General features: G+C 75.1%; 11 protein-coding genes. 2 read left to right on the top strand and 9 right to left on the bottom strand.

The window, feature by feature from the left end; genetic code table 11:
* A partial coding sequence (locus ACFQ11_RS35070) for a glycoside hydrolase family 15 protein (RefSeq protein WP_378306754.1) occupies positions 1 to 1,462 on the top strand: 1,462 nt, incomplete at its 5' end.
* A 13-nt stretch (positions 1,463 to 1,475) separates the two neighbouring features.
* Here the strand turns inward: ACFQ11_RS35070 and ACFQ11_RS35065 are convergent.
* The 7 genes from ACFQ11_RS35065 to dhaK all read right to left on the bottom strand — a co-directional run bounded on the left by ACFQ11_RS35065 (position 1,476) and on the right by dhaK (position 8,805).
* Positions 1,476 to 2,243: a TSUP family transporter gene (locus ACFQ11_RS35065; RefSeq protein WP_378306752.1), complete on the bottom strand. Its 768-nt coding sequence runs from the start codon at positions 2,241 to 2,243 to the stop codon at positions 1,476 to 1,478.
* A gap of 99 nt (positions 2,244 to 2,342) precedes the next feature.
* The gene (locus tag ACFQ11_RS35060) at positions 2,343 to 2,897 is read right to left on the bottom strand and encodes a GNAT family N-acetyltransferase (protein WP_378306750.1); all 555 of its coding nucleotides are present in this window, start codon (positions 2,895 to 2,897) and stop codon (positions 2,343 to 2,345) included.
* 121 nt (positions 2,898 to 3,018) lie between these two features.
* On the bottom strand, positions 3,019 to 4,236 hold the full coding sequence (locus ACFQ11_RS35055) for an epoxide hydrolase family protein (RefSeq protein ID WP_378306748.1): 1,218 nt from the start codon (positions 4,234 to 4,236) through the stop codon (positions 3,019 to 3,021).
* Between the two features lie 202 nt (positions 4,237 to 4,438).
* Entirely contained in the window at positions 4,439 to 6,700 is a 2,262-nt protein-coding gene (gene pcrA / locus ACFQ11_RS35050; RefSeq protein WP_378306746.1) for a DNA helicase PcrA, read from the bottom strand.
* A 97-nt stretch (positions 6,701 to 6,797) separates the two neighbouring features.
* Positions 6,798 to 7,184: a dihydroxyacetone kinase phosphoryl donor subunit DhaM gene (gene dhaM, locus ACFQ11_RS35045; protein ID WP_378306744.1), complete on the bottom strand. Its 387-nt coding sequence runs from the start codon at positions 7,182 to 7,184 to the stop codon at positions 6,798 to 6,800.
* Positions 7,184 to 7,813: a dihydroxyacetone kinase subunit DhaL gene (gene dhaL / locus ACFQ11_RS35040; protein WP_378306742.1), complete on the bottom strand. Its 630-nt coding sequence runs from the start codon at positions 7,811 to 7,813 to the stop codon at positions 7,184 to 7,186. Before dhaL ends, dhaM begins: the two co-directional genes overlap by 1 nt.
* Positions 7,810 to 8,805, bottom strand: a complete 996-nt coding sequence (gene dhaK / locus ACFQ11_RS35035; RefSeq protein WP_378306740.1) for a dihydroxyacetone kinase subunit DhaK — start codon at positions 8,803 to 8,805, stop codon at positions 7,810 to 7,812. Before dhaK ends, dhaL begins: the two co-directional genes overlap by 4 nt.
* A 147-nt stretch (positions 8,806 to 8,952) precedes the next feature.
* Between dhaK and ACFQ11_RS35030 the strand changes: the two genes are divergently transcribed.
* The gene (locus ACFQ11_RS35030; RefSeq protein WP_378306758.1) at positions 8,953 to 9,636 is read left to right on the top strand and encodes a PIG-L deacetylase family protein; all 684 of its coding nucleotides are present in this window, start codon (positions 8,953 to 8,955) and stop codon (positions 9,634 to 9,636) included.
* Between the two features lie 46 nt (positions 9,637 to 9,682).
* Here ACFQ11_RS35030 and ACFQ11_RS35025 read toward each other — a convergent pair whose 3' ends face one another.
* Together ACFQ11_RS35025 and ACFQ11_RS35020 are read right to left on the bottom strand one after the other, a co-directional pair.
* Positions 9,683 to 10,324: a response regulator gene (locus tag ACFQ11_RS35025; RefSeq protein ID WP_378306738.1), complete on the bottom strand. Its 642-nt coding sequence runs from the start codon at positions 10,322 to 10,324 to the stop codon at positions 9,683 to 9,685.
* Positions 10,321 to 11,532 carry an ATP-binding protein gene (locus ACFQ11_RS35020; protein WP_378306756.1) on the bottom strand — a complete coding sequence of 404 codons (1,212 nt, stop codon included), beginning with the start codon at positions 11,530 to 11,532 and terminating at the stop codon, positions 10,321 to 10,323. The genes ACFQ11_RS35025 and ACFQ11_RS35020 overlap by 4 nt, the downstream gene beginning before the upstream one ends.
* Positions 11,533 to 11,539: the final 7 nt, after the last annotated feature.

Here is an 11,539-nt window from a genome sequence, read left to right as displayed (position 1 = left end):
CCGCGACGGCGTCCGGACGGCCCGGCCTCCGCGGGGGCCGGGAGCGGCGCGCTGCGCCCGGCGGCTGCGCCGGCTGGCGATCGCCGTGACCGCCGCCGGCCTCGTCGCGACCAGCGGCGCCGCCGCCGTGCCGCCGGCCGTCCCCGAGTGGTCGAGCCCCGGCCTCGTCGGCGGCGGGGGCCCGTCGCACCACGGCGTCCCGCTGCCCCCGCACGAGTCCTCCGGCGCCTCCTACCTGCCGGGCAGCTCGGTCGTCCGGCTCCGGGACGGGCGGATGCGGCTGGTCCCGCCGGGCGGGGACACCGCGATCACCGTCCCGGCGGACGACCCGCGCGTGCGGGCCGCCGTGCGGGCCGACCGGGCCTGGCTGGCGTCCGGCACCGTCCCCACCGGGGGCCTCGGCGAGCGGTACGAGGCGATGTCGGCGCGCGCGCTGCTGGACCTGCGGCTGCTCACCCGGCCGAACGGCGCGTCGCAGGCGTCCTGGTACGGGATCTGGCGGTACAGCTGGCCGCGCGACTCCGCGTTCGCCGCCGCCGCGTTCGCCGTGTCCGGGCACTCCGCCGAGGCACGGTCCGTCCTCGCGTTCATGGCCCGGGTCCAGGACCCCGACGGCACCTGGGCGGCCCGCTACCACGTGGACGGGCGCCCGGTCACCGACGGCCGCGACCGGCAGCTCGACGCGCTCGGCTGGATGCTGTGGGCGACGTGGTTCGCGGAGGCCACGACCTCCGACGAGGCCGGGGACGGCCCAGCGTCCCTGCCCGGCGAGCTGTGGACGATGGTGCGGCGCGCCGCCGACCACCTCGCGCTGTCGCTGGACGCCGAGGGCCTGCCGCCCGCCTCGTCCGACTACTGGGAACGCGACCCCCGCACCGAGGAGGACCCCCGCCGGCCCACCCTCGGCGTCGTCGGGCCCGTCCTGGCCGGGCTGCGCTCCGCCGCCGCGCTCGCCGAGCGGGGCAGCGCCGAGGCGGCGCGGTGGGGCGCCGCCGCCGACCGGCTGTCGGACGCGCTCGCCCACCAGTTCGCGCCGCTCGGGTACCCGCGCTCGCCGGTGAAGGGCGGCCGGATGGACACGTCCGTGACGTTCATCGCACCGCCGTTCGCGCCCCGCGACGCCGGGGTGACCGCCGCGATCGCGCACGCGTTCGACGAGCAGGTCCTCCCGAACGGGGGCGTCCTGCCGGGCGAGGAGTGGCCGGGCAACAAGGAGATCGCGTGGACGCCCGAGGTCGCCCTGTTCGGCCTCGCCGCCGCCGCGTCCGGCCGCACCCGGACCGCCCTGGACCGCCTCGACTGGCTGCGGCGGCACCGCACGTCCCTCGGCGTCCTGCCGGAGAAGGTCGGGCCGGACGGGCACCAGGCGGCCGTCGCGCCCCTCGGCTGGACGGCGTCCATGGTCGTCCTGTCGCTGGCGGCGCTGGAGGACCCGCTGCCGATCCCGCCGGTGCCGGAGTGATCGACCGGGCCGATCAGCCGAACTGCTCCCACGCGAGCTTCGCGACGAGCGCCGCGACCACGCACAGCAGGACGGCCCGGACGAACCCGGCGCCGCGGTTGATCGCCGTCCGGGCGCCGAGCTGGGCCCCGACGGCGTTGCAGGCGGCCATCGCCAGCCCGACCGCCCACAGGACGTGCCCCTGGACGGCGAACACCGCGAGCGCCCCCAGGTTCGTCCCCGCGTTGATGATCTTCGAGGTGGCCGAGGCGTTCACGAAGTCCATGCCGAGCAGGCCGGTGAACGCGATGACCAGGAACGTCCCGGTGCCGGGGCCGACGAGCCCGTCGTAGAACGCGATGAGCACGCCGGGGATCAGGACGGCCGCCGCCACCCGCCGCCGGGTGCGCAGGACGAGCCGCGGCGTCCGGCCGAGGTCGGGCTTCAGCACCACGATCGCCGCGACGGCCAGCAGCACGATCATGATCACCGGCTTGAGGACGTCCGAGGAGATCGCCGCGGCGCACAGCGCCCCGCCCGCCGCGCACGCGACCGCGAGCCCCGCCGCCGGGACGGCCACCCCGGTGTCCGGTTTCGCCTTCCGCAGGTAGGCGACGGCGGCGGACGTCGTCCCCGCGATCGACCCGAGCTTGTTCGTCGCGAGCGCCGCCGCCACGGGCTGCCCGGGCATGGCCACGAGGAGCGCGGGAAGCTGGATCAGCCCGCCCCCGCCCACCACCGCGTCCACCCATCCCGCCGCGAGCGCCGCCGTCAACAGCAACACGACCTGCTCAGCGTCCACCGCGGCCCCCGGGGGTAAGGAGTCAAAGCAAAAGAAACACCTGACCTTACCCGGCGGCCGGACCGGCGAGGTCCCCGGGCCGGACGCGTCCGGCGCGGCTCAGCGCTCGCCGGCCGCCGCCCACTCCTCGTCCAGGATCGCCCAGACATGCAGGTCACGAGACTCGCCGTCGGCGATGTACGCCTTCCGCTGGACGCCCTCCAGGGTCATGCCGAGACGCTTGGCGACGGCGATGCTGGCGTCGTTGGCGGGGTCGCACAGCCACTCGACGCGGGCCATGCCGCGGACACCGAACGCCCAGTCGAGCATCGCCCGGCAGGCGATGGTGACCAGGCCGCGGCCCCGCGCCGCCCGGTCGAGCCACACCCCGAGCTCGCAGACGCCCCGGTCGGCGTCGAAGACCCGGAACAGCGTGCCGCCCATCAGGACGCCGTCCACCCAGATGCCGTAGAAGCGGCCCTCGTCGGCGGCCTGCCGGTCGGCGTACCGCTGCAGGAAGGCGCGGGCGCTCTCCTCGTCCACGACCGTCCGCCCGAACGGCACGTACCGCACGATGTCGTCGCGGACGCGGTCGACGTGCGCGGCGAACTCGGCGGCCTGCCAGGGCTCCAGCGGACGCAGCTCGGCGCCGTCGGCGAGCCGGTGAGCGAACATGGTGCCTCCCACTTGTGCACGGACGTACGTGGGGCACCGTAACCGACCCGCCGGACAATCGTGATCTTGAGCCTCGTTCCGGACGGGCGGCTCGCCGGGTTCGCGGGAGCCGGCCGGAACGTCAGCGCCCGGGGCGTGCCAGAGTCCGGCGGAACGCGCGGACGTCGCCGACGAGCAGGTCCGGCACCTCCATCGCGGGGAAGTGCCCGCCCCGCTCGTACTCCGACCAGTGGACGATGCGGCCGTCCGGGTCCATGAGGCTCCGGATGGTGGTGTCGGCGGCGAAGACGGCGACACCGGTCGGCGGGTCCTGCGGCTCCGTCCCGCCGGCGTCCGGCCCCGCCCCGTCCGGCCCCGCCCCGTCCTGCCGCGCCGCGTGCTCCCGCCACGCGCGCATCCCGTCGTGCACCGCGTGCGCCGTGGACGCGCCCGACCCGGTGAACCAGTAGAGGCTCACGCCGGTGAGCAGATGGTCGCGGTCGACGGCCTCGTCGGGAAGCGCGAACGCCGGGTCGGTCCACTCGTGGAACTTCTCCGCGATCCAGGCGAGCTGCCCGACCGGCGAGTCGTTCAGCGCGTACGCCAGCGTCTGCGGACGGGTGGACTGCAGGGCCAGGTAGGCGGTGCCGTCGGCGAGGAACGCGTTGAAGCGCTCGGCGCGGTCCCGGTCGGCCCCCGCGAATTCCGCGGGATCGAGGGCGGGTGCGAACGCGGGGGCGGCGGCGGTGCCGGTGAGGTGCACGCCGGCGACCCGGCCGGGCGCGACCGCGGGCAGCATCCCGGCGACCCCGGCGCCGACGTCGGTGCCGTGCGCGGCGTAGTGCGCGTATCCGAGGCGACGCATCAGCTCCGCCCAGGCGAGCGCGACGCCGAACAGGTCGAAGCCGGCGTCGCCGAGCGTGGAGAACCCGTACCCGGGCAGGGACGGGACGACGACGTGGAAGGCGTCGGCCGGGTCGCCGCCGTGGGCGCGGGGGTCGGCCAGCGGGCCGACCACCCGGGCGAACTCGACCGGCGAGCTCGGCCACCCGTGCGTGAGGAGCAGCGGCAGCGCGTCCGGCTCCGGGGAGCGGACGTGCCAGAAGTGGATCCGCCGCCCGTCGATCTCCGTCGTGAACTGCGGGATCTCGTTGAGCGCCGCTTCCTGCGCCCGCCAGTCGAACCCGCCCGCCCAGTACTCGGCGAGCGGCGTGAGGGCGTCGAGGGGGGCGCCGCGGCTCCAGCCGTCCGTCGCCGGGCGGGCGGCGGGCCAGCGCGTGGCGGCCACGCGGGCGCGCAGGTCGTCGAGGTCGGCGTCGGGGATCCGGATGCGGAAGGGACGGATGTCGTCGTTCGTCATGCCGCAGACGGTAGAAGGCAATGCGGCAAGGTTCCTTCCGCATATGCACCGAGGTGATCGACCGGCTCTCCCGCGCCCTGACGACCGCGCCCTGACGACCGCGGCCCGGCGGTACCGGGCGCGGGGTGCGCGTCCCGGCCCCCGCGCCGGAGCCCGCCGACCGGCTGCGCGTGCTGTCGGCCCGGTACGCTCGCGCCGCCGGCTAGAGCTTCTCGACGGGCGCGTACCGCAGGACGAGGCGCTTGACGCCGTACTCGCCGCCGAAGTCGACGCTCGCCGCGGCCTTGTCGCCCGCGCCGTCCACCGACACGACCGTGCCGAGGCCGAACGAGTCGTGCGTGACCTTGTCGCCCGGCGACAGGGACGGCACCGCGCGCGCCCCCGGCGACCGGACGCCCGGACGCGCCGCCATCCGGGTCGCCGCGGACCCCGACGCGGACGACGCCTCCCGCTCCCACTCGATCAGCGGCTTCGGCACCTCGCCCAGGAACCGCGACGGCGGGTTCACCTGCGGCGCGCCCCACGAGCTGCGCATCGTCGCCCGCGACAGGTACAGCCGCTGCCGGGCGCGGGTGATGCCGACGTAGGCGAGGCGCCGCTCCTCCTCCAGCTCCTTCGGGTTGCTCATGGCGCGCAGGTGCGGGAACACGCCGTCCTCCATGCCGGTGAGGAAGACGACGGGGAACTCCAGCCCCTTCGCGGTGTGCAGGGTCATCAGCGTGACGACGCCCTGGTCCGTCTCCGCGGGCTGCTCGCCGGGCGGGACGGGCGCGCCCTTCGCGCCGCCCGGGATCGAGTCGGCGTCCGCGACCAGCGCGACCTGCTCGAGGAACTCCGGCAGCCGCCCCTCGGGGGACTCCCCGTCGAGCCGCTCCTCGAACTCGCGGGCGACCGCCTCGAGCTCCTGCAGGTTCTCGACGCGCGTCTCGTCCTGCGGGTCCTTCGACGCCTGCAGCTCCGCGAGGTAGCCGCTCCGGTCGAGGACGAGCCCGATCAGCTCGGCGGGCGACACCGACTCGGCCGCCGCGCGCAGCTCGTCCAGCAGCAGGACGAACTCGCGGACGGCGTTGATCGAGCGGGTCGCCATGCCCGGGACGTCCTCGGGGCCGCGCAGCGCCTGCCAGAACGAGATCCGCTCCCGGGACGCGTACGCCTCGACGCACGCCTCCGCCCGGTCGCCGATGCCGCGCTTCGGGACGTTCAGGATGCGGCGCAGCGACACGGTGTCCTCGGGGTTGGCGAGGACGCGCAGGTACGCGAGCAGGTCGCGGATCTCCTTGCGCTCGTAGAAGCGGACGCCGCCGACGACCTTGTACGGCAGGCCGGTGCGGATGAACACTTCCTCGAACACGCGGGACTGCGCGTTCGTCCGGTAGAACACCGCGACGTCGCCGGGCTTCGCGTCGCCCGCGTCGGTGAGCTTGTCGACCTCGTGGGCGACGAACGCGGCCTCGTCGTGCTCGTTGTCGGCCACGTACCCGGTGATCTTCGCGCCCTCGCCCTGGTCGGACCAGAGCCGCTTCGGCTTGCGGTCGGCGTTGCGCTCGATGACGGCGTTCGCGGCCGACAGGATCGTCTGCGTGGAGCGGTAGTTCTGCTCCAGCAGGATCGTCGTGGCGTCCGGGTAGTCGCGCTCGAACTCCAGGATGTTGCGGATCGTCGCCCCGCGGAACGCGTAGATCGACTGGTCGGCGTCGCCGACCACGCACAGCTCCGCCGGGCCCACGCCCTCGACCGGCCGGGTCAGCTCCCGGACGAGCTCGTACTGCGCGTGGTTCGTGTCCTGGTACTCGTCCACGAGCACGTGCCGGAACCGGCGCCGGTAGTGCTCGGCGGCCTCCGGGAACACCTGCAGCAGGTTGACCGTCATCATGATCAGGTCGTCGAAGTCCATCGCGCCGGCCTGCTGCAGCCGCGCCTGGTACATCTCGTACGCCTCGGCGAGCTTCTGCTCCATGTGGCTGGACGCCCGCGCCTTGCAGGTCTCGTAGTCGATCAGCTCGTTCTTGAGGTTCGACACCTGGGCGCTGAACGACTTCGGCGGGTACCGCTTCGGGTCGAGGTCGAGCTCCCGGCAGACGAGCGCCATGAGGCGCTGCGCGTCCGCCTGGTCGTAGATCGAGAAGCTCGTCGGGAAACCCAGCCGCTTGGCCTCGCGGCGCAGGATCCGCACGCACGCGGAGTGGAACGTCATCACCCACATGGCGCGCGAGCGCGGCCCGACGAGGGCGTCGACGCGCTCCTTCATCTCGGCCGCGGCCTTGTTGGTGAACGTGATCGCGAGGATCTGGCCGGGGTGCACGTCCCGCTCGCCGAGCAGGTGGGCGATGCGGTGGGTCAGCACGCGCGTCTTCCCCGACCCGGCGCCCGCGACGATCAGCAGGGGTCCGCCGGCGTGGACGACGGCGGCGCGCTGCTGCTCGTTGAGGCCGTCGAGCAATGGGTGGGCTTCGGTCTTCGACATCATGTGCGAGTCTACGGCGCCGCGGGCCCGGGTTCGGCGCGTTCACCGGGGCCCGGGCCCGGACCGGCGGGGCCCGGGCCCGGGCCGGCGGGCGGCGTCAGGACCGTTTGCGGTGTTCCCAGGCGGCCTCGGCGGCGGCGCGGACGGCGGCGAGATCGGCGCCCGCCGCCGCCATCGACGCCGCCGCGACCGCGCCCTCGACGAGCGGCGCGTCCGCGAGCAGCACCGTGCCCTCGCGGGCGTCCTCGACGACCATCTCGGCGGTGAGCACGGAGCTGCCGATGTCGGCGAGCAGCAGCACCCCGTCGTCCCCGGACGCGCGCTCGACGGCCCGCTCGACGGCGACGATGCTCGTGCCGAGGCCGCCGTCGGGGTCGCCGCCCGCGGCCTCCACGACGGCCTCGCCGACGCCCATCGCCCGCGCGACCTCGGCGACGCCCTCGGCGAGCGTCCGGCTGTGCGCGACGATCACGATCCCGACCATCAGCCCTCCAGGGTCTCGGCGAGCGCCCGCAGGACGAGCGCGGTGGACGCGGCGCCCGGGTCCAGATGCCCGACGCTGCGTTCCCCCAGGTAGCTGGCCCGCCCCTTGCGGGCCTGCATGGGGACGGTGGCGTCCGCCCCGGCCTCGGCGGCGTCGGCGGCGGCCCGCGCGCAGCCGGGCAGCGGCGCACCGCCCGCGAGGGCCTCCTCGTAGGCTTCGACGGCCGGGGCGAGCGCGTCCACCATCGTCTTGTCGCCCTCGGCGGCCTGCCCCAGCTCGCGGACGCCGTCGAGCGCGGCGCGCAGCGCGGCGCCGAAGTCGGCGACGTCGGGGTCGTCGAGATCGTCGAGGTACCGGCCGGCGCGGCGCAGCATGGTCCCGTACAGCGGCCCGGACGCGCCGCCGGTCCTCGACACGATGGCGCGCCCGGCCGCGATCAGCACCTTGCCCGCGGGGGCGTCCGCGGGCAGCGCCGCGACGGCGGCGGCGAAGCCGCGGTCGAGGTTGTGGCCGTGGTCGCCGTCGCCGATCGCGGCGTCGAGGGCGGTGAGCCGTTCGGCGTCGGCGGACACGAGCTCGGCGGCGCGGCGGATCCAGCGGTCCGCGGCGGACCCGGTCAGCCCGATCATCGGCCCCACCGCAGCGCGGGCGTCTCGACGGGCGCGTCCCACAGCCGGGTCAGGTCCGGCGTCAGCCGGCACACGCTGATCATGACTCCGGCCATCTCCAGGCTGGTGACGTAGTCGCCGACGAGGCACCGGACGGCCGTCGCGCCGTGCCCGGCGAGCCAGTCGGCGACCGCCGCGTACGCGACGTACTGCTCGATCAGCGGCGTGCCGCCCATCCCGTTGACGAGGACGAGCAGGTCGTGGCCCGCGAGCGGCACGTCCGCGTCGATCGCCGACAGCGCCGCGTCGACGATCTCCGCGGCGGTGCCCGCGCGGGTCCGTTCCCGCCCGGGTTCGCCGTGGATGCCGATGCCGAGCTCCATCTCGCCGTCCGCCAGCTCGAACGTCGGCCGCCCGGCCGCCGGTACCGTGCACGGCGACAGCGCGACGCCGAACGAGCGGCTGCGCTCGTTCACCTCCCGGGCGGCGGACGCGACCGCCGCGAGGCCGGCGCCCTCCTCGGCGAGCGCCCCCGCGATCTTCTCGACGAACAGGGTGGCGCCCGTGCCGCGCCGGCCCGCCGTGAACGTGCTGTCCTCGACGGCGACGTCGTCGTCCACCACCACCTGGACGACCTCGATGTCCTCGTCCTCGGCGAGTTCGGCGGCCATCCGGAAGTTCATCACGTCGCCGCTGTAGTTCTTCACGACGTGCAGCACCCCGGCGCCGCCGTCCACCGCCATGGTCGCCGCGATGATCTGGTCCGGGACCGGCGAGGTGAAGACCTCCCCCGGCGCGGCGGCGTCGAGCATCCCCGGCCCGACGAACCCGGCGTGCAGCGGCTCGTGCCCCGACCCCCCGCCCGACACCAGCGCGACCTTGCCGGTGCGGGGCGCGTCCGCCCGCACGACCGTCCCGCCCGACGGGTCGACCCGCAGCGACGGGTGCGCCGCGGCGAGCCCGCGGAGCGCGTCGGACACCACGTCCCCGGGGGCGTTGATGAGTTTGCGCATGCTCACAGCACTACCCGCGTCCGGCGATCTGTCCCAGACCCAATCGTGATCGCGCCGCGGAACGTGTCGGCGTCCCCGGCGGCGCTTATGGTTGACGGCGTGACGGGCGTACTGGAAGACAGCGGGCTGCAGCGGATCCTCGCCGTGATGGCGCACCCGGACGATGTCGACTTCGGCGCCGCCGGGTCGGTCGCGGGGTGGACGGACGCGGGCATCGAGGTCGTCTACCTGATGGTGACCGACGGGGACGCGGGCGGGTTCGACGACGGGCTGACGCGGCCGGAGATGGCGGCGCTGCGGCGCAACGAGCAGCGCGCGGCGGCGAAGGTCGTCGGCGTGACCGACGTCCGGTTCCTCGGCTACCCGGACGGGCGCGTCGAGGCGACGCTCGACCTGCGCCGCGACATCGCGCGGGTGATCCGGCAGGTGCGCCCGGACCGGGTGCTGATGCCGAGCCCGGAGCGGAACTACGAGCGGATCTACCCGAGCCACCCGGACCACCGGGCGGTCGGCGCGGCGGCCCTGGACGCCGTCTACCCCGACGCCCGCAACCCGTACGCGTTCCCGGAGCTGCTGACCGAGGGCCTGGAGGCGTGGACGGCGCGGGAGGTGTGGCTGACCGGCGGCCCGTCCGCGAACCACTACGTCGACATCACCGACCGGTTCGAGCGGAAGGTGAGCGCCCTGCGCGCGCACGCCAGCCAGACCGCGCACATGCCGGAGGAGGACCTGCGGGCGATGCTGCACGGCTGGCTGTCGGCCTCGGCCGCCGCCGGCGGCCTCCCCGAAGGCCGCCTCGCCGAACCGTTCCAGGTGGTCGACACCGCCTGACCGCGCCGCCCGACCGCCGCCGGGGCCGCCGCGCCGGCCGATGCGGTCAGACGAGGCGGCGGGCGGCGGCCCAGCGGGAGAGTTCGTGGCGGTTGGACAGTTGCAGCTTCCGCAGGACGCTGCTGACGTGCGTCTCGACCGTCTTGACGGAGATGTACAGCTCCTTGGCGATCTCCTTGTAGGCGTAGCCGCGGGCGATCAGCCGGAGGACGTCCCGTTCCCGCTGGGTGATCTGGTCGAGCTCGGGGTCGACGGCGGGGGCGTCCGTGGCGGCGAACGCGTCGAGGACGAAGCCGGCGAGCCGGGGGGAGAACACCGCGTCCCCCTCGGCGACCCGGCCGATCGCGTCGGTCAGCTCGGGACCCGAGATCGTCTTGGTGACGTAGCCGCGGGCGCCGCCGCGCACGACGCCGATGACGTCCTCGGCGGCGTCCGACACCGACAGGGCGAGGAACCTGGACGGGACGTGGCCGTGCAGGCGGCGCAGCACCTCGATGCCGCCGCCGCCCGGCAGGTGCACGTCGAGCAGCACCACGTCGGGCGTGGCGGCGCGGATCACCGCGACGGCCTCGTCGACGTCGCCCGCCTCGCCGACGATCTCGATGCCGTCGCCGAGCTCGGCCTTCACGCCGGTCCGGAACATCTGGTGGTCGTCGACCAGCACGACCCTCTTGCGCGGCTCGCTCACAGCTTCTCGATCTCCAAACGCACTTCGGTGCCCTCGCCCGGCGCGGTGCGGACGGTCGCCCGGCCGCCGTTGCGCTCCATACGTCCGATGATGGACCCCCGGACGCCCATCCGGTCGTCCGGGATCGCGTCGAGGTCGAAGCCGCGGCCCCGGTCCCGCACGAAGATCGCGATCGCCTTCCCCTCGACCTCGGCGAACACCGAGATCGAGGGGGCCTCGGCATACTTGGCGGCGTTCACCATCGCCTCCCGCGCCGCCTGGACGGCCGCGGCGAGGCGCTCGTCCAGCGCGGTGTCGCCCACGCAGACGACCTCGATCGGGACGCCGTGCACGTCCTCGACCTCCCCGGACGTCTCCTTGATCGCGGCGGCGAACGTGCGGTCGGGGTCGTCGCGCCGCTCGTACAGCCAGGTCCGCAGGGTGCGCTCCTGGGAGCGGGCGAGGCGCTGCACCTCGCGGGGGTCGTGGGCGTTGCGCTGGATGAGCGTGAGGGTGTGCAGCACCGAGTCGTGGATGTGCGCGGCCAGCTCGGCGCGCTCCTGGGACCGGACGCGTTCCGCCCGTTCGGCGTCGAGGTCCTGCCAGAGCCGGACGATCCACGGGGTGGCGATCAGCGCCACCCCGGTCAAAATGATGATCATGGTGACGCCGACCGAGCGGACCTGGCTCGCCTCGACGTTCTGGGCCACGACCCCGCCGATGCCGCCGACGACCAGCGCGAGGCCGAGGAGGCTGCGCAGCCACCGCTGCCGCAGCGGCAGCACCCAGCGTTCGCGTTGCGCGCGGTCGGCCTGCTGCCACAGCAGCGCCACGCCGACGCCGCCGATCACGAACGGCCACAGCGCCCACTGGAGCGCCCCGGAGGCGCCCCACGGCAGTGCCGCGAGCGAAAGGAAGCCGAGGGAGACCGCACCGTAGGCGAAGAGCTGCCCCCAGTCGCGCCGGGTGCGCGGGGGGACGGTCTGGGGTGCGTCCTCCGCGCGCGCCCGCGCGGCCGCCGCTCCGGGCACGAACAGCCAGAAGGCGATGTACGCGGCGATCCCGGGGAAGAGGACGACGACGAACGCGATCCGGACGAACAGGACCTCGATGCCGAGGTGATCGGCGAGCCCCCGCGCCACGCCTGCCAGCAGGCGGCCGTCCGCGGCGCGCGCCAGCGGCGGCGGGGCGCCCGCCGCCGCCGGACGCCCCGACCCGCCGGTGCCCACCGGGCCC

Source organism: Actinomadura sediminis, assembly GCF_042675525.1.
Lineage (GTDB): Bacteria > Actinomycetota > Actinomycetes > Streptosporangiales > Streptosporangiaceae > Spirillospora > Spirillospora sediminis.
The sequence above is the reverse complement of the archived record's forward strand: the minus strand, read 5'-3'. Positions and strand labels throughout refer to the sequence as shown.

What these genes read in the sequence shown, in the direction of transcription:
- ACFQ11_RS35030 (WP_378306758.1), top strand. Translation starts at nt 8,953, where the DNA reads ATGGCGCACCCGGACGATGTCGACTTCGGCGCCGCCGGGTCGGTCGCG.
- ACFQ11_RS35055 (WP_378306748.1), bottom strand. Translation starts at nt 4,236, where the DNA reads ATGACGAACGACGACATCCGTCCCTTCCGCATCCGGATCCCCGACGCC.
- ACFQ11_RS35060 (WP_378306750.1), bottom strand. Translation starts at nt 2,897, where the DNA reads ATGTTCGCTCACCGGCTCGCCGACGGCGCCGAGCTGCGTCCGCTGGAG.
- pcrA (WP_378306746.1), bottom strand. Translation starts at nt 6,700, where the DNA reads ATGTCGAAGACCGAAGCCCACCCATTGCTCGACGGCCTCAACGAGCAG.
- dhaL (WP_378306742.1), bottom strand. Translation starts at nt 7,813, where the DNA reads ATGATCGGGCTGACCGGGTCCGCCGCGGACCGCTGGATCCGCCGCGCC.
- dhaM (WP_378306744.1), bottom strand. Translation starts at nt 7,184, where the DNA reads ATGGTCGGGATCGTGATCGTCGCGCACAGCCGGACGCTCGCCGAGGGC.
- dhaK (WP_378306740.1), bottom strand. Translation starts at nt 8,805, where the DNA reads ATGCGCAAACTCATCAACGCCCCCGGGGACGTGGTGTCCGACGCGCTC.